Here is a 17,493-nt window from a genome sequence, read left to right as displayed (position 1 = left end):
GAATTGAGCTGTCTGCCAACCGGATCAACCGACGAATCGGAGATCGGAGATGGTGCCGCTGGCGACCAGCATGACGTAGAAGTCGGTGAGCATCAGCGTGCCGAGCGTGATCCACGCGTACAGCTTGTGCCGGGTGTTCAGCTTGCTGATCTGTCCCCACATCCAGTAGCGCACCGGGTGCTTGGAGAAGTGCTTGAGCCGACCGCCGACGACGTGGCGGCAGGAGTGGCACGACAGCGTGTAGATCCAGAGCATCACGACGTTGACCACGAGGATCACGTTGCCCAGGCCGAAACCGAAGCCGCCGGGGCCCTCGTCGGAGTGGAACGCGACGATCGCGTCGTAGGTGTTGATCACCGAGATGATCCCGGCGATGTAGAAGAAGTACCGGTGGGTGTTCTGGATGATCAGCGGGAACTTCGTCTCGCCGGTGTAGTGCGCACGCGGTTCGGCCACCGCACAGGCGGTCGGCGACTGCCACACGGAGCGGTAGTAGGCGCCGCGGTAGTAGTAGCAGGTCAGGCGGAAGAGCAGCAGGAACGGCAGCGACAGGAACGCGTACGGGATCAGCGATAGCGGCCCGGTGGCGGGCAGCAGCTGCGGCCAGAAGTCGCTGGCCTCGCCGCACGCCTGGCTCAGGCACGGCGAGTAGAACGGCGTCAGGTAGTGGTACTCCGGCACGAAGAAGTGATCCCGCTGGAAGGCGCGCACCGTCGCGTAGATCACGAAGGCCGCGAAGCCCAGGTCCGTCAGGATCGGCGACTTGAGCCAGTTGTCCGTGCGCAGTGTCTTCTGCTTGATCTGCGCTCGGCTGGGTGAGAAGACGCCTGTGCCGGGGCGGTTCGCGGCTGGTGCGCTCACTGCGGTTCCTCTATTTCGTTTGGGCTGTTGCTTTGGGACGTTAACGAAGCGCTGAAATGCGCCCGAAGTCAGCGGACCCTAAGTTGGCTAGCGAACTCCACCGAGACCCTCGTCGTCCACGTCACGCCAGAAGTCGCTGGCGTACTGGGTGTCCGGAATGGCGATCTTCTCTCCCACATGGTGGTGGCTTACCCCGCGGGTGAGTTCTAATTCCTCTGCATCGATGTCCAACCGGTCGATGTCGTTCATGATTCGCTCGGCGTCGTTGACGATCCTGCGCATGGCGGGGGTATCGCCGTAGCGTGATGACAGCGAGGAGACGCAGCGACGCAGGCCGCCGATCAACTCGTGCAGCTGGGCGAGTTCGGTGGTGTTGGAAGATACGGACAAGAGGCTGACCTCCTCGGGCTGAAGGGTGTCGCGAATCACATTACGACAATTAATGCTAGCCACATCATGGCTTCGAAGTGAGACAGGTCACGTAGCAGTAAGGAGTAGGTAAGTGGTTTCTCAGGCCCTGCAGGAGCGCGCGACCACGTTGTTGGCGCTACACGTACCCGGCAAGCCGGTGGTTCTGCCCACGGTGTGGGACGCGTGGTCGGCCACGGTCGCCGTCGACGCCGGCTTTGCTGCGCTGACGGTCGGCAGCCACCCGGTCGCGGACTCGGTGGGCAAGGAGGACGGCGAGGGCATGTCGTTCGACGACCTCACCACCCGCGTCGCGCAGATCACCGGCGCGGTCGACGTCCCGATCTCGGTCGACGTCGAGTCGGGTTACGGCGAGTCGGCGCAGCGGCTGATCGACGGTCTCCTCGAGGCGGGTGCCGTCGGCCTCAACATCGAGGACACCGTGCATAAGGACGGTGGTCGCATCCGGTCCGACGAGGATCACGCCGCGCTCATCGGCGAGCTGCGCAAAGCCGCCGACGCCGCCGGCGTACACGTCGTCATCAACGCGCGGACGGATCTCTTCCTGCGTCAGATCGGTGACGAATCCGACCGGTTCGAACGCGCCGTGCGGAAGCTGAAACTGGCCGCGGAAGCGGGTGCCGACAGCCTGTACCCCGTCGGCAGGCACGACGACGACACCTACCGGCGGCTCGCCGATGAGTTGCCGCTGCCGATCAACGCCATCGCCCTGCCCGACACCGACGACCCGGCGTCGTTCGGTCCACTGGGCGTCGGCCGGATCAGCTTCGGGCCGTTCTGGCAGCGCGCACTGACCGCGCGATCCGAGGAGATCCTGGCCCGCTGGAAGTAACCGGCCATACGATCCGGCGGTGGAAGACGAGTTCCGGCTCCCGGAGGACTGGCACAACAGCCCACCCGTGGCGATCGCGGGCGGCATCGCCGCGGCAATCCTGCTCTGCATTCTGATCTACGCCGTGGTGAGCGTGTCCGACGACTCCGTGACACCACCCCCCGCGCCGTCGTATCCGGTGTCGTCGACCGCGACGACGACGTCCTCGCTGCGCACACCCGCGTCGACGTCGAGCTATTCGCCGCGCACGACGACGTCGACTACAACGACGACGACGACGACAACGACGACGACGACGGCCGAGGAGACCGAGACCACCTACGAGACGACCGACGAGGAGACGTCGGACACGCTCACAACGACCACCGACACGCCGTGAGCACACCGTGACGGCCGCTTCACACGACGCGACACTGTGGCAATCTGCGCTGCCTAGCCTTCGGTCATGCACTATCCGAGACGTGTGGTCGTCGTGGGCCACGGCATGGTCGGACACCGTTTCGTCGAAGCACTGCGAGCGCGCGACAGCGACGGGACGTGGCAGGTCACGGTCATCGCCGAGGAGGCCGACGCCGCGTACGACCGGGTGGGGCTGACCGGCTACACCGAGCACTGGGACCGCGGCAGGATGGCGCTCGCGGGCAACGGCTACGAGGGCGACGACCTGGTCGAGGTCGTGTTGCGCGACAAGGTGACCCGGATCAACCGCGCGTCGAAGTACGTGACGACGGTGCTGGGCCGGCGCTTCGGTTACGACGCCCTCGTCCTCGCGACCGGGTCGTACGCGTTCGTGCCGCCGATCCCCGGCCACGATCTGCCGCACTGTCACGTCTACCGCACGCTCGACGATCTGGACGCCATCCGGGCGGGAGCGCTGGCCGCGGCCGAGTCCAAGACGCCGGTCGGTGTGGTGATCGGCGGCGGGTTGTTGGGCCTGGAGGCCGCCAACGCCCTGCGCGGTTTCGGCCTGACGACCCACGTACTGGAGATGTCGCCGCATCTGATGGCGGCCCAGCTCGACCCGGCGGGCGGCGCGCTGCTGAAGCGGATGATCGCCGCGCTCGGCATCGAGGTGCACACCGGTGTCGGCACGGAGAGCATTCAGCCCTCGCAGCGGAACACACCGTTGCGGAAGTCCGATGCCGACGACTCGGTGCGGTTGTCGCTCAACGACGGCAGCAGCATGACCGCGGGCCTGGTGGTGTTCGCCGCGGGCGTCCGACCCCGTGACGAACTGGGTCGGCAAGCCGGTCTCGACGTGGCGCAGCGAGGTGGTGTGCTCACCGATCTGTCCTGCGTGACAAGCGATCCGGACGTCTACGCGATCGGCGAGGTGGCCGCGATCGAGGGTCGCTGCTACGGCTTGGTGGGGCCCGGCTACACCAGTGCCGAGGTGGTCGCCGACCGTCTGCTCGGCGGCGAGGCGCAGTTCGGTGAGGCGGACATGTCCACCAAGCTGAAGCTCCTCGGGGTCGACGTGGCCAGCTTCGGTGACGCGCAGGGGCGGACCCCCAACAGCCTCGACGTCGTCGTCAACGACGCGGTGAAGCAGACCTACGCCAAGCTGGTGCTCTCCGACGACGCCAAGACGCTGCTGGGCGGCATCCTGGTCGGCGACGCATCCGCGTACGGCGTGCTGCGCCCGATGGTCGCCAGCGAGCTCCCCGGCGACCCGCTGTCGTTGATAGCGCCGGCGCAGGAGGGCGGCGCGGCAGCCCTCGGGGTGGGGGCGCTCCCGGACATCGCGCAGATCTGCTCGTGCAACAACGTCACCAAGGGCGACCTCAGGGAGGCCATCTGCGGTGGCTGTGCCGACGTCGCGGAGCTGAAGAAGTGCACGCTGGCGGGCACGTCATGTGGCTCGTGCGTCCCGCTGCTCAAGCAGCTCCTGGAGGCCGAGGGGGTCGAGCAGTCCAAGGCGCTCTGTGAGCACTTCGGGCAGTCGCGGGCCGAGCTCTACGAGATCATCTCGGCGACCGAGATCCGGACGTTCTCCGGGTTGGTCGAGAAGTACGGCAGCGGAAGTGGTTGCGACATCTGCAAACCCGTCGTCGCGTCGATCCTGGCGTCGACGAGTTCCGATCACATCCTCTCCGGTGAGCAGGCCTCGCTGCAGGATTCGAACGACCACTTCCTGGCCAACATCCAGAAGAACGGCAGCTACTCGGTGGTGCCGCGGGTGCCCGGCGGCGACATCACACCGGAGCAGCTGATCCTGATCGGGGAGATCGCCCGCGACTTCGGCCTGTACACGAAGATCACCGGCGGCCAGCGCATCGACATGTTCGGTGCGCGAGTGGATCAGCTGCCGCAGATCTGGGCGCGGCTGGTCGACGGCGGCATGGAATCCGGTCACGCGTACGGGAAGTCGCTTCGCACGGTGAAGAGCTGTGTCGGTAGCGACTGGTGCCGCTACGGCCAGCAGGATTCGGTGCAGATGGCCATCGACCTCGAAATGCGCTACCGCGGCCTGCGCGCGCCGCACAAGATCAAGATGGGCGTCTCGGGGTGTGCCCGCGAATGCGCTGAGGCGCGAGGCAAGGACGTCGGCGTCATCGCCACCGAGAACGGGTGGAACCTCTACGTCGGGGGCAACGGCGGCATGACCCCGAAGCACGCCGTGCTGCTGGCGGGAGACCTCGACGACGCGACGCTGATTCGCTACATCGACCGGTTCCTGATGTTCTACATCCGCACCGCGGATCGCTTGCAGCGCACAGCGCCGTGGGTCGAGGCGCTCGACGGCGGCATCGACCACTTGCGTGAGGTGGTGTGCGACGACTCCCTCGGTCTGGCAGCGGAATTCGAGGCGGCGATGGAGCGCCACGTCGACGGTTACGCCTGCGAGTGGAAGGGCGTCCTCGACGATCCCGACAAGCTCGGACGCTTCGTGTCGTTCGTCAACGCACCCGAATCACCCGACCCGACCGTCACGTTCACCGAGCGCAACGGCCGGATGGTGCCGATGGGATTGCCGAGCTTCACGATGCAGGAGACGTCATGACACTCGTGGACGATCGGGAAACCGATTCCCGCGCAGACGATTCCAGGTGGACGACTGCGTGCCCCTACGATCGACTGCTGCCCGGTCGCGGCGTCGGCGTGCTGATGCCCGACGGTGCTCAGGTCGCGCTGTTCCGGCTCGACGACGGTTCCCTGCGGGCGATCGGCAACATCGACCCGCTGTCGGGTGCAGCGGTGCTGTCCCGCGGCATCGTGGGGGACCGCGGCGGCCGCGTGTGTGTCCAGTCACCGATCAAGAAGCAGGCCTTCGCTCTCGACGACGGCACGTGCCTCGATGACGACGCCGTACGGGTGCCGGTCTACCGCACTCGGCTCACGGACGCCGGCGAGGTGCAGATCGCGGGCTGAAAATTTGTCGTACCGGCGTGCCAGTATGGGGTCATGTCCACGGCGGCAGCGTCTTACGGGCCCGACCTCAGTCGCGGCGAGCGCCTCGACGCGTTGTTCGCCGAACTCGCCGAGATCACCGGACAGCGCAACGCCCTCGACGGCCGCATCGTCGACATCGTCGCCGAGATCGACGGCGACGGCGTCTACGGCCTCTGGGGAAACACCGGCTGCCGCTCGATCGCCGCACTGGTGGCCTGGAAGACCGGCTGCTCGCCGCGCAACGCCGAAACCGTCGTCGCGGTCGCCAAACGCGCCTCCGAGTTCCCGCAGTGCACCGACGCCCTACGCGAGGGCCGGCTCTCACTCGATCAGGTCGGCGCGATCGCCGAGAAGGCCGGCGACGGTTCCGACGCCCACTACGCCCACCTCGCCGACAGTGCGACCGTCACCCAACTGCGCACGGCCATCAGCCTGGAATCCACACCCGACAAGCCGGCACCCGAACCGAAGCGCTCCATCACGAAGTCCGAGCACGGGGATCACACCACCTGGAAGATCACCCTCCCCAAGCTGGACGCCGCCCGGTTCGACGCCGCGCTGGGCTCGCACCGAGACGCGCTGATCGCCGACTGGACACGCGATCACGCCGACCGCGAAACCGGGCAGACCCCGCCGATGCCCACCACCGTCGATGCGTTCATGAGCCTGGTCGACGCCGGCTGGGACACCGACGCCGCGGCCCGCCCGCACGGGCAGCGCACCACCGTGGTCGCGCACCTCGACGTCGACAAGCCCGCCGCATCGCTGCATCTGGGGCCGCTGCTGTCCGACGAGGAGCGCCGCTACCTGCTCTGCGACGCCACCTGCGAAGTCTGGTTCCAACGTCACGGCCGGGTGATCGGCACCGGGCGGGCCACCCGCACCGTGAACCGCCGCCTGCGCCGCGCTCTCGAGCACCGCGACCACGGCACCTGCGTCGTCCCCGGCTGTCACGCGACCCGCGGACTGCACGCCCATCACATCAGACACTGGGAGGACGGCGGACCCACCGAACTCGACAATCTCGTCCTGGTCTGCCCGTACCACCACCGCCTGCACCACCGCGGTGTCATCACCATCGGCGGCGACGCCCACCACCTCACCGTCACCGACCGCCGCGGCCGAACACTGACCAACGCCTCCCTCGCCCGACCACCCACACAACCCCCACCCGCGGTCGCCCCCTACAAAGGGCCGACCGGCGAACGCGCCCACTGGTGGTGGTACGACCCCTTCAAACCGAACCCACCACCGGCGACTGATTAGCCGGGACACTAGAGAGCCTTCAGTACGTGTTCCTCACCGGCGGTGCAGGATTGGTGCTCGGCGCTGTCGGCCGGCGGGTTCCACTTCTCGACGGTCTGCACGGCCCAGTAGACGAAGAACTCGGCCAGCAGCACGATCTCGACGATGATGACGACGTGGCTGAACTCGCTCAGCGCGTAGTGCGCGACGACGGCGGCGATCAGCGTGATCGCCATGACGACCGCTATCCACCGGTAGAGCCATTGGTAGAGAGCGGGATTCGGGCTGTCCACCACGCCCTTGTCCGCGACGAACGCGGTCAGGAAGACCGTGGCGATGATCGCGGCGAACAACGCGACCGCCGCGATGCCGTGCGCATTCGCGACGAACCAGTGCGGAGCAGCGACGAGGGTGACCACGCCGGCGAGTAGTAGGAGGCGTTGCATCCACATCGCGGCCCGCGCGATCGGCCCGAGGTCGGGTGCGGTCCGTGTCCGCCGGTACAGCGCCCACGACGCGATGCGGGACACCAGCAGCGCCACCGTCAGCGCCCACACGTTCGCGGTGACCGTGGCATCGGGCACCAGACCGATGGCCACCTCGGGCTCTGGTCGCGTCGTCGGGACGAAGGCGACCACGAACGCCAGGACCCCCGCCAGGTTCAGCAGGACGTCCTCGGTCGGTTTCACGCCTCGGTAGACGATGAGAAGTGTTCCCATCGCGCAGATGCTTCCGATGAACACGGCGTGTGCCGACGTGAAGTAGTACGCGCTGATCGACGTCAGCCAGTGGCCCGTCCGAGCGACGTCGATGGCGATCGCGACCCCGAGCATGATCAGCATCACCGGGATCCCACCGCGCAGGTACCGGTAGGTGTCCAGCGCCGCGTCGCGATCCATCGCTCGAATTTACTCGCGAGGTTAAGCGGCCATCGGAATCAGGGCCCGGCGGAACCGTGATGCGATGAGTCGCACCACGCCGGGGTGATTGCCGAGCGGGGCGCTCACCACGTCGGCGCCCGAGTCGCGTAGGCGGTCCTGAAAGAGCCCGTCGGCCAACAGGTACGACGCGACCGCGACGCGGCGGGCACCAGCGGCTCGGAGGTCGGCGACCGCAGCGGCGACGCCCGGTTCCCCCGTCGCCGCGTAGCCTAGTTCGACGCGGGTTCCGATCGCCGCCGACAGCATCGCCGCGGTGACCCGCAGGTCGCGCTGTGCGCAGGGGTCGGATGATCCCGCGGCCGCCAGCACCACCGAATCGGTTGGCCGCCAGCCGGATTCGATGAGTCGGTCGACGATCACCCGAACCATTGAGGTGGATGGTCCCAGCGCCTCGGTGACGACGACGTTCGGGTGCCCGCTTGCGGCCACGTGGGCGGGGATGTCGCTACGCACGTGATACCCGCTGGAAAGGAACGCCGGCACCAGAACGGCGGGAACGTGTTGGGGGAGTGTGTGCAGCACCTCGGCGGGGGTGGGGCCCAGCACGTCGACGAACGCGGTGCGCACCCGCGTGCCGAGCACGGCGCTCACCCGGTCGGCGAGGTCGCCGATCATCGCGACGCCAGGGGCCTTCCGTGTGCCGTGGGCTACCAGGATCGGGTTCACGCGGCACCGATCGGGTAGGGGTCGTCGACGGCCAGTCGGTAGCCGCGTTTCACGACCGTGGACACGATCTGCTTGTCGCCCAACGCCGTTCGCAGGCGCAGTACCGCGGTCTCGACCGCGTGGGTATCGGAGCTGGAGCCGGGCAGCGCGCTGAGCAGATCGCCGCGCGACACCACGGAGCCGGGCCGAAGCGCGAGTGCGCGGATGGTCGCCATGCCGGTGGGGGACAACTCCTTGACCTCGCCGTCGACCATGACGCAGGTGCCTCGGATCTCGAGGCAGTGCCCGGCGACCTGCACGGTGCGCGCCTGCAGCAGCGGTAGCTCGTCGGTGATGTGCCGGGCGAGCGCGCCGAGTCGCATTCGCTCGGGAGCGCTCGTCGGTACGCCGAGACGCACCAGCGGACGCGCGGTCACGGGTCCGACGCACATCGCGTGCACCTCGGTGCGCAGCGCCGACAGCACCTTGTCCTCGACACCGAGGTCGACGGCGCGCATCAGCAGGGCGGCGACCGCGGGTGCCGACGTGAAGCTCACCGCGTCGAACTTCCGCTCGGCCACCGCCGTCACCAACTGGTCGAACGCGCCGTCACGCGGCACGGGGTGCCAGCGGTACACCCGGATCGGGACCACCTCCGCGCCCGCTGCGCGCAACTCGTCGAGGAACTCGGGGAACGGATCCCACTCCGCGGTCGCGCCGTGTAATTGCACGGCGATCCGCAGCCCCTCGATGCCGCCCTCGCGCAGGTAGTGCAGCACCTCACGCGACGACTCGGAATCGGGCGACCACTCCTCGGGCAGCCCGGCGGCGCGCAGTGCGCCGGTGGCCTTCGGTCCGCGGGACACGACGCGGGCGCTCCCGAGTGCCGTCAGAAGCTGCTCGTCCAGTCCCCAGCCATCGGCCGCGGCGATCCACCCGCGGAAGCCGATGCCGGTGGTGGCGACGACGATGTCCGGAGGTGCGGCGATGAGCGCCTCGGTGTGCGCGCGCAGTTCGTCGTCGTCGGGCAGCGGCACCATGGCGATCGCGGCGGCGCTGGTCACGCTCGCGCCGCGTCGGCGCAGCAGCGCGCTCAGTTCGTCGGCACGTCGTGCCGAGGTCACCGCCACTCGGAATCCGGTGAGGGGTGCCCAGCCGGGCTCACTCATGCCGTCCAGTGAAGGCACTGCGTGTTTCGGGTTCGTTACCCGGTCATTGCCCCCCGGTGTCGTCACACGTCAGTCGCGAAGGAATTCGTGAACGTGCGCTCACCGCACGGGTGACGTCGGTGTGAGGTGATGTCAGCAGGTCACCACGGGTCGCCGGGGCGCCAGTCGCAGGCCAGCTCGGCCTCGGTGTCGAGCTCGACGGCGATCGGCAACACGTACACCGAGCCGTCGTCGTCGGGAGTGCGGGTGAGCCCGCTGGGGGCGAGCACCGACGTCGGCCCGCGCCACGGCAGCCAGCCGCGGGACAGGTACAACGGCGTGCCCGCCTCCGACGCGCTGAGCGCACCCACCTGGTACGCACCGCGCAGTACCTGCTCGAGCGCGTCCATCACCGCCATCGCCAGGCCCTGTCCGCGCCAGTCCTCGCGAACCGCGACGGCCTCGAGGTAACCGCAGCGCAGCGCCGCGCCGTCGTGGATCAACCGGCGCTGCACGACCGCGCCGTGCGCGATGAGATGGCCGTGGCGACAGATCAGCGCGTGCATGCCGCCGAGCGCGTGCTCCCAGTCGGCCTCGGTGAAGTCGACCTCGGAGCCGCCGAACGCGTCGATCACCATGCGCCGCGCGCCTTCGCGCGTTTCGGCGTCGAGGTCGGAGGTGTGGATCAGCCGTGCGGTGTGGACCACACCAATGGTTCTACCAGTGTCAGCGCGTGAACGGACGCCGTGGACGCGACCAGTGGAACCGCACCGGTTGACCCGGCCGGATCTGGGCGACCTCGTCGATATCGCAGTCGGCGACCACGCCGATGACGGGGTAGCCGCCCGTGACCGGGTGATCGGGGCCGAGGATGACGGGTAATCCGTTGGGCGGCACCTGAATCGCACCTCGCGTCGCGCCCTCGCTGGGCAGCTGGCGATCGGGCCAGCGGATGTGCAGCGGGCGCCCCGACAGCCGCATTCCGACGCGGTCGCTGCGGTCGGTGGCGATCCACTCCTCGTGCACCAGTCGGTCGGGTTCCGTGAACCAGTCGTCGCGGGGGCCGGGCACGACGCGGAGTTCGAGGACGTCGTCGGTGATCGCGGCCACGGGCGCCTGCTCGAGTTCGGGGAACTCCGCCGAGTGATCGCCGATGGGCAGGACGTCGCCCGGTCGCAGCGGCCGAGGGCCCAGCGCCGACATGACGTCGTAGCTGCGCGACCCGAGTACCGGCTCGACGGCTATCCCGCCGCGCACGGCGAGATAGCTGCGCAGTCCGGAGTGCGGCGCGCCCAGCGATATCACCTGACCATCTCGAGCGTAGTGAATACTGTTGGTGCCGAACGGGATTCCGCCCACGGATGGATCCGCGTCGGCGCCCGTCACGGCGATCGCGACGTCTCCGCCGCGCACCCTGGCCGAGAACCCGCCGAACGTCACCTCGATGGTGGCGTGCTCGTTCGGATTGGCGACCAGCCTGTTGGCGAGCGTGTGCGAGCGCCGGTCGGCGGCGCCGGATCGCGTCACGCCCATGTTCGCCAGCCCCGGCCTGCCGAGGTCCTCGACGATGGCCAGCGGTCCGGTCTTCAGGATTTCGAGTGTCGCGCCCACGAGCTAGCCGATCGCCCGGAACTGCACCCACGCGCCGGGAGTCAGCAGCGCTGGTGGATCGCGGTCCAGGTCCCACAGCACGGCGTCGGTACGGCCGATCAACTGCCAGCCACCGGGGGACTCCCGTGGGTAGACGCCGCTGAACTCACCGGCCAGCGCCACCGAACCGGCGGGCACCTTCGTGCGCGGCTCGCCGCGCCGCGCCACGTGCAGTCTCGGGTCGCCGCCGATGAGATAACCGAAACCCGGTGCGAAGCCGCCGAATCCGACGCGCATCGGCGCCGCGGTGTGGGCGGCGACGACCTCCTCGACCGTCATCGCGGTCAGCCGCGCCACCTCGTCGAGATCCTCGCCGTCATAGGTCACGTCGATCACGACGTCGGCGACCCGGTCCAGTGGATCGACCGCGGCGGCCACGTCGGCTGCGGCGACGCGCAGTGCGGCCAACCGCTGTCGGTTGGGTTCGCGGTAGCGCGAGGCCGCGAACTTCAGTAGCACGGTCCGCGACGCGGGCACCACGTCGAGGACACCCAGCAGGTCGGCGCCACGCAGGGCGTCGGTCCACGCCAGCACCTCCGCGGTGCTGTCGAACTCGAGAAGCAGCGCATGATCGCCGTAGTCGTGCACGGCACCGAGGGCGATCTCGTCCACCGTGTCCACCGTCACTGTCATGCCCCTAAGCTACCCGCGAGTAGCAACGTTGTCGGCGACCTTCAGGGACTCGCCAGAAGAGCCTTAGCCGGGTCTTACAACGCTGCCTGGTAGGTCGGCTCGCGCTGCTTGATGACGGCGATCACCCGGTACGTGACGGGCAGGAACAGCACCTCGACCGCGGTCTTGTAGGCCCAGCCGAGCGCCGCGTAGACGACGAAGTCGCGGAACGTCCTGATGCCGATGACGTGTCCGGCGATCGCGCAGAACACCAGGGTGTCACCCAACTGGCCGGCGAACGTCGACCCGACGAGGCGCGCCCACAGGTGCTTCTCCTTGGTGCGCTCCTTGATCAACACGACCACCCCCGCGTTGATCGTCTGCCCGACGATGAAGCCGGCGAGGCCCGCGATGATGAGTCCGTAGTAGGCGTTCGCGACGTTCTCGAAGTGCTCCTGGTTCTCGTAGAAGTCAGCGGCGGGCAGATGCACTGTGGCCCACAGGGCCACGGCGGCGAGGATGTTCATCAGGAAACCGAGGATGATCGCGCGTCCCGCGGCCTTGAACCCGTACACCTCCGACAGCACGTCCCCGATGATGTACGTCAGCGGGAAGACGATGAAACCGCCGTCGGTGAGGATCGGGCCGAACGCGACGCCCTTCGTCGCGGTGAGGTTGGAGACGATGACCAGCGCGGTGAAGACGGCGACCAGGATCGGATAGTAGGTCGACCCGACGCTGGCGAAGACGGGTCGATCGTCGGATTCGGGTCTTGTCACCCGGCCATCCTGTCAGGTCAGCACCTTGGCCAGCATGGCCGGGAGCTGATCGGCGACCAGCGGATACGACAGCAGCGACGCGAACGCGATCGCACCGGCGAGCTCCTTGCCGGTGAGCACGTTGCGGTTGGTTGTGGTGGTCTTCAGTGCCGCGAAGACGGGGTCGGCCAGCAACGCCGCCTGTTCCTCGTCGCTCTCGGTGGTCCAGATCAGCACGTCCGCGCTGTCGAGCACCTCGGCCATCCGGTCGCGCGGGACGAACGCCTGCGTGCCGTCGCTGAACTCGCCGACCGCGTCGGGGATAGCGAAGCCGAGCTGGCTGAGGAATTCGGTGCGCCAGCCCGCCGGGGTGACCACCGCGGCCCCGTCCTCGAACACGCCGCGCACCAACAGGGCCTTCTTGTCCTTGAACGACGGGTTCTGCTCACCGGTTTTCGTGAACCTGTCGTCGATGGCCGCGATGAGGCCGGTCACGTCCTGATACTTGAAGACCGCCTGGCCGATGGTGGTGGCCTGGTCCTTCCACGGCTCGAAGAACGCGTCGCGCCCCGACTGCGCGACGGTCGGAGCGATGGCGGAGAGCTTCGCGTAGGTGTCGGCGTCCAGGCCGGCGTTGGTGGCGACGATCAGATCGGGTGTCAGCGCGGCGATGGCGTCGACCTGAATGCCGTCGACGAGGTTCAGTACCACCGGTTGCGCACCGCCGAGTCTCGCTTGCGCCCAGGGCCATACGCCGAACGGCTCCCCTCCGAACCAGTCCGTGACGGCGACCGGTACGACACCGAGCGCCAGCAGATCGTCCTGGTCGGTGTAACCGGCGCTCACCACGCGGGTGGGCGGGCGGGCGATCCTGGTTTCGCCGAACACGTGCTTGACCGTGACCGACCCGTCGTCGGCGACCGTGCCCGGCTCGTCTGAGCTGCACCCCGCGGTGAGCGCGACAGCGCCTGCGCTCAGTGCGAGGAAACGACGGCGCCGGCGCGACAGCGGCTGTGGACGCACCGGCCGAGCGTAACCGCTAACCGACTGTGAAGCTCCCGAACAGGATCAGCGCCAGGCCGAGGGCCACCACGATGTTGACCACGGTCGCCGAAGCGAAGACGGCAACCGGCCGCCAGCCCGCCTCGCGCAGGCCCTTGACACTGAACTCCAAGCCGATGGCGACGAACGCGAAGATCAGGAACCAGGTGCGCAGGTCGTCGACCGTGGCGAGCGTGGCCTTATCGCCGCCCCACTGCAGGTAGAGGGTGCCGATGATCGACGCGGCGACGAAGCCGAGGACGAACTTGGGGAAGCGCTCCCAGAACTGCCCGAGAGTCGGGCGGGCCGCGCGTGCGTCCTTGCGCTCCACCTTCAGGGCGAAGTACGCCGTCAGCGCGATCGCCACGAAGCCGATCAACGCGTTCTGCGTCGTCTTCACGATGGTCGCGATCTTCAGCACGTCCTCGCCCGCCAGCGTGCCCGCCGCGGTGACCGCCGCGGTGGTGTCGATGTTGCCGCCGATCCACGCGCCCGTGACGGCGTCCGGTAGACCGAAGACACCCGCGAGCCAGGGCAACAGGAAGATCGACGGCAGGGCGAAGACGATCACCAGGGAGGCCGCGTAGGCCAGCTGCTCCTTCTTCGCCTGCACCGCGCCCGCAGCGGCGATGGCGGCGCTGACACCGCAGATGGACACTGCGGACGCGAGCAGGGCGCGTAGCTTGTCGTCGATTCCCAGCTTGCCGCCGAGCCACCACGTGAACCCGAAGACGATCGAAATCAGCAGCAGCGCCTGCAGAATCGCGGGTCCGGCCGCGGTGACGAGGAGCTTGAGGTTGATCGAGGCACCGAGCAGCACCAGACCCGTCTTAATGAAGAACTCGGTGCGGAAGCCGGGTGAGAGTGCATCGCGGACGGCGAGTTTGGTGAGCACGACGTTGCCGATCAGGCCGAGCGCGATCGCGTAGATCGGAAACTCGATCGACTTCCCGATGCCGGCCAGCGCGGTGCCCTTCGTCCACACGGGCACCTGCACCGAGAGGTACCGAGTCGCGGCGCCTAGCAGTAGTACGACGAGCACGCCGACCACGGCGTACACCACGGTGGGCTTGCGCTCGACGACGGTCACGGGATCACGCTGCCGGGAAGCGCGCCGACCAGTACGAGTGCGAGCAGCGCGAGACCGACGATGACGGCCAGCCAGTCCTCATTCACGCGTCGCGACGGTACCGCCCGCTACCGGCGAGTGCGCGGGTTGTGCTCAGCGCGAGCGCAACCCGCGCACAGTCAGCCGAAGGCCGTGGCCAGCTCGTCGTAGTCGCGGACGGCACCGCGGAGCTCGTCACGGGCCCGGTCCCACGACGCGGTGACGTCGCCGCGCACGGTCTCGCGCTTGGCCGTCAGCGCGGCGCGCTCCCGGCCGATCGTCTCCCGGACGTCGCCACCCTGCGTGGCCGCCACGGCGACCGAGAACGCGGTGTTCACAGCTGTTGCGGCGACGGCACCCTGAGCACGCAGGACGGTCTCGGCGATGTCGGCGGCACCGACGACGACGGCGTTGGGCAGCGCGGCCTGCGTGCCGACGTACTCGCCCACCGCGGCGCGGGCCTGCTGCCCTGCAGTGCCGACAGCCTCGCGGACCGAGCTCCCGCTGCGGCTGATCGCCGTGGGAAGCGTTGCACCACTGCGGATCTCGGTGACCACAGTGGCTGGGGCGCGGGTCACGGCGACCGAGGCGTCGGTGGCCGCCTCGACGAGGCGTGTGCTCAGATCCTGCCCGGCCGACAGCTGGCGCTGCGCGAGGTGGCGGATCGCGAGGCTGCGCGCCCTCGCCTTGACGTCGTGTGCGGTGTCGTCGGCGTCGTCCTCGGTGCGGACGACGCCGACCTCGACGTCGACGACCTCGTCGCGTACTTCGTGGGTTTCCGTCTCTGGCATGGCGGCCATTGCACTCGCCCCGTCGGTCGCGGAGCCGTCGCAGAGGTGACGAGAAGGGTTCGAGCAGTGAAAGTCTGGTGTCACCGCTTGTCAGGACACGACGAGCGAGACGCCCAGCGCGATCATGAACGCTGCGATGAATCCGTCGAGCAGTCGCCACGTGCGCTGCGTCGCGAAGAACTTCGCGAGCCGTTTGGCGCCGAATCCGAGGCCGGTGAACCAGAGCGCGCTGGCGAGGACGGCGCCGAGGCCGAAAAGCCAACGCCCGTCACCCTGTTCGTTAGCCAGCGCGCCGAGGAGGACGACGGTGTCGAGGTACACGTGCGGGTTCAGGAACGTCAGCGCGGCGCAGGTGGCCAGCACCGCGCCGAGGCTGGCGGGCGCCGCATCGGCGGGCGTCAGAGTCGACGGCCTCCACGCTCGCCGCGCCGCGAGCAGTCCGTAGCAGAGCAGGAACGCCGCCCCGCCGAACTTGGCGACGGCGAGCGCGCCGGGATGGGCGCTGATCAGGGCGCCGATGCCGGCGATTCCCGCGGCGATCAGGGTCAGATCGGAGACCGTGCACATCACGACGACCGGCAGGACGTGCTCGCGACGAATCCCCTGGCGCAGGACGAACGCGTTCTGGGCCCCGATGGCCGCGATCAGCGCGAAGCAGGCGAGGAAGCCGACGAGCAGGGGTGAGGTCACGAAGTCGACGCTAGGGCGCTCGCCTTCTGCAGTACAGCTAATGATTCTTCAGATGCATTAGCCATTCTGATGACATCAGTGCGGCCGGAAGGGTTTGCATGCTCGGTGGATGGCTACGTTGACTGGGTGACCGGTCACCTACTCGCGGGGCGCTACGAACTGCGCGGTGTCCTCGGCCGGGGCGGCATGGCCGAGGTGCGGGACGGCTGGGACACGCGGTTCAACCGCCCGGTGGCGGTGAAACTGCTGTACCCGGTCTTCAGTGAACGGTCCGACTTGCGTCGTCGCTTCGCTGACGAGGCGCGATCCGCTGGATCGCTCTCGCATCCCAACATCGTGACGGTGTACGACTCCGGCGAGGACCGCGGCGCACCGTTCATCGTGATGGAGCGATTGTCGGGCGACACGCTCGGCGATCTGATGGCGGCCGGGCCGATGGACCCGCCACGCGTGCGTGCGGTGCTCGACCAGGTGCTGGCCGCTCTGCAGGCGGCGCACGCGGCCGGGGTGCTGCATCGGGACATCAAGCCGGCCAACATCCTGCTCTGCCCGAGCGGAGTGAAGGTCGCCGACTTCGGCATCGCCAAGTCGAGCGGTTCCGCTCCCACCACGACCGGCCAACTCGTGGGCACCATGTGCTACCTGAGCCCGCAGCGAGTGCTCGGCGCCCCGGCCTCGGCGGCCGACGACCTCTACGCTGCCGGTCTGGTCGGGTACGAGGCGCTGCTCGGCGCGCCGGCGTACCAGCAGGACAACCTGGCGGCGCTGGCCCGCGCGATCACCGACGAACCGCTGCCGCCGCTCACCGGGCTTCGCGGTGACGTCGATCCGCTGCTGGCCGAGGTCGTCGATCGCGCCCTCACCCGCGATGCGCACCATCGGTTCGCGAGTGCCGGACAGATGCGCGCCGCGCTGGCGGGCGACCGAGCGGCGCTGGCCGCCGTCACCCCCGCGCGCCGACCGGCTACGAAGGTGATGGATCAGCCGCCGGTGTCATCGGTGTACCCTGCGCCAGTCGTTTCGCAGGAAAAGCATTCGCGTGCAAGGCGATTCGCGTTCGTCGCCGGGATAGTGGCGGCCTTCGCGGTGGCGGCGTGGGCGCTGGCGATGATGGGGCCGTTCTCGTCGACACCCGAACCCGAGCCAATCAGCACCAGCACCTCGACCACTCCGCCGCCGCCACCGACTACCACCAGCCCGACACCGACCGTGACACCGGTGACGCAGGCGCCCGAGCCGCCGAAGGAGAAGAAGCCGAAGGGTGAAGGTCGCCCCGGACGCGGCAACGGGAACGGAAACGGCAGATCGGGGTGATCCCGTTCGGCGTGGCCGCTCGCTTTGCCAGCTGA

The 17,493-nt window shown here is 68.5% G+C and carries 19 protein-coding genes; 6 read left to right on the top strand and 13 right to left on the bottom strand.

Features of this window, described 5'->3' with window-relative positions:
• Positions 1-24 precede the first annotated feature (24 nt).
• Both NM203_RS08890 and NM203_RS08885 read right to left on the bottom strand, forming a co-directional pair.
• Positions 25-861, bottom strand: a complete 837-nt coding sequence (locus tag NM203_RS08890) for a succinate dehydrogenase subunit SdhC (protein ID WP_255059481.1) — start codon at positions 859-861, stop codon at positions 25-27.
• 87 nt (positions 862-948) lie between these two features.
• Entirely contained in the window at positions 949-1,251 is a 303-nt protein-coding gene (locus NM203_RS08885) for an Rv0250c family protein (protein WP_255059480.1), read from the bottom strand.
• A 112-nt stretch (positions 1,252-1,363) separates the two neighbouring features.
• On the opposite strand from NM203_RS08885, the gene NM203_RS08880 reads away from it, so the two are divergent.
• From NM203_RS08880 to NM203_RS08860, 5 genes are all read left to right on the top strand, one after another.
• On the top strand, positions 1,364-2,122 hold the full coding sequence (locus tag NM203_RS08880; RefSeq protein WP_255059479.1) for an isocitrate lyase/PEP mutase family protein: 759 nt from the start codon (positions 1,364-1,366) through the stop codon (positions 2,120-2,122).
• A gap of 19 nt (positions 2,123-2,141) precedes the next feature.
• Positions 2,142-2,501: a hypothetical protein gene (locus NM203_RS08875; RefSeq protein WP_255059477.1), complete on the top strand. Its 360-nt coding sequence runs from the start codon at positions 2,142-2,144 to the stop codon at positions 2,499-2,501.
• Between the two features lie 66 nt (positions 2,502-2,567).
• A complete protein-coding gene (nirB, locus tag NM203_RS08870) occupies positions 2,568-5,126 on the top strand; it encodes a nitrite reductase large subunit NirB (protein WP_255059476.1) in 2,559 nt (852 codons plus the stop codon).
• Entirely contained in the window at positions 5,123-5,494 is a 372-nt protein-coding gene (gene nirD, locus NM203_RS08865) for a nitrite reductase small subunit NirD (RefSeq protein WP_255059475.1), read from the top strand. The genes nirB and nirD overlap by 4 nt, the downstream gene beginning before the upstream one ends.
• Positions 5,495-5,527: 33 nt before the next feature.
• A complete protein-coding gene (locus tag NM203_RS08860; RefSeq protein ID WP_255059474.1) occupies positions 5,528-6,781 on the top strand; it encodes an HNH endonuclease signature motif containing protein in 1,254 nt (417 codons plus the stop codon).
• Positions 6,782-6,789: 8 nt separating this feature from the next.
• Here NM203_RS08860 and NM203_RS08855 read toward each other — a convergent pair whose 3' ends face one another.
• The 11 genes from NM203_RS08855 to lysE all read right to left on the bottom strand — a co-directional run bounded on the left by NM203_RS08855 (position 6,790) and on the right by lysE (position 16,144).
• A complete protein-coding gene (locus NM203_RS08855) occupies positions 6,790-7,659 on the bottom strand; it encodes a hypothetical protein (RefSeq protein WP_255059473.1) in 870 nt (289 codons plus the stop codon).
• A gap of 21 nt (positions 7,660-7,680) precedes the next feature.
• Positions 7,681-8,367 (bottom strand): sirohydrochlorin chelatase, encoded by a 687-nt coding sequence (locus NM203_RS08850; protein WP_255059471.1) that lies wholly within the window; start codon positions 8,365-8,367, stop codon positions 7,681-7,683.
• Positions 8,364-9,515, bottom strand: coding sequence for a uroporphyrinogen-III synthase (locus NM203_RS08845; protein ID WP_255059470.1), 1,152 nt, complete (start codon positions 9,513-9,515; stop codon positions 8,364-8,366). The genes NM203_RS08850 and NM203_RS08845 overlap by 4 nt, the downstream gene beginning before the upstream one ends.
• Positions 9,516-9,655: 140 nt before the next feature.
• Positions 9,656-10,207 (bottom strand): GNAT family N-acetyltransferase, encoded by a 552-nt coding sequence (locus NM203_RS08840; RefSeq protein WP_255059728.1) that lies wholly within the window; start codon positions 10,205-10,207, stop codon positions 9,656-9,658.
• A gap of 13 nt (positions 10,208-10,220) precedes the next feature.
• Positions 10,221-11,105 (bottom strand): 5-oxoprolinase/urea amidolyase family protein, encoded by an 885-nt coding sequence (locus tag NM203_RS08835; protein WP_255059469.1) that lies wholly within the window; start codon positions 11,103-11,105, stop codon positions 10,221-10,223.
• Positions 11,106-11,108: 3 nt separating this feature from the next.
• Positions 11,109-11,777 carry a 5-oxoprolinase subunit B family protein gene (locus NM203_RS08830; RefSeq protein ID WP_255059467.1) on the bottom strand — a complete coding sequence of 223 codons (669 nt, stop codon included), beginning with the start codon at positions 11,775-11,777 and terminating at the stop codon, positions 11,109-11,111.
• A 74-nt stretch (positions 11,778-11,851) separates the two neighbouring features.
• Entirely contained in the window at positions 11,852-12,535 is a 684-nt protein-coding gene (locus NM203_RS08825; protein WP_255059466.1) for a queuosine precursor transporter, read from the bottom strand.
• Positions 12,536-12,547: 12 nt separating this feature from the next.
• Entirely contained in the window at positions 12,548-13,537 is a 990-nt protein-coding gene (locus NM203_RS08820; protein WP_255059464.1) for an ABC transporter substrate-binding protein, read from the bottom strand.
• Between the two features lie 16 nt (positions 13,538-13,553).
• The gene (locus tag NM203_RS08815) at positions 13,554-14,645 is read right to left on the bottom strand and encodes a YeiH family protein (protein WP_255059463.1); all 1,092 of its coding nucleotides are present in this window, start codon (positions 14,643-14,645) and stop codon (positions 13,554-13,556) included.
• 158 nt (positions 14,646-14,803) lie between these two features.
• A complete protein-coding gene (locus NM203_RS08810; RefSeq protein ID WP_255059461.1) occupies positions 14,804-15,454 on the bottom strand; it encodes a hypothetical protein in 651 nt (216 codons plus the stop codon).
• Between the two features lie 90 nt (positions 15,455-15,544).
• The gene (gene lysE / locus NM203_RS08805; protein ID WP_255059460.1) at positions 15,545-16,144 is read right to left on the bottom strand and encodes an L-lysine exporter; all 600 of its coding nucleotides are present in this window, start codon (positions 16,142-16,144) and stop codon (positions 15,545-15,547) included.
• Between the two features lie 126 nt (positions 16,145-16,270).
• Here lysE and NM203_RS08800 point away from each other — a divergent pair, with 126 nt between their 5' ends.
• Positions 16,271-17,458, top strand: coding sequence for a serine/threonine-protein kinase (locus NM203_RS08800; RefSeq protein ID WP_255059459.1), 1,188 nt, complete (start codon positions 16,271-16,273; stop codon positions 17,456-17,458).
• The last annotated feature ends 35 nt before the right edge of the window (positions 17,459-17,493 follow it).

It is taken from the genome of Mycolicibacterium arenosum (genome assembly GCF_024320865.1).
Taxonomy (GTDB): domain Bacteria; phylum Actinomycetota; class Actinomycetes; order Mycobacteriales; family Mycobacteriaceae; genus Mycobacterium; species Mycobacterium arenosum.
Note: the sequence above shows the minus strand (reverse complement) of the source record. Positions and strands in the feature narration are given on the sequence as shown.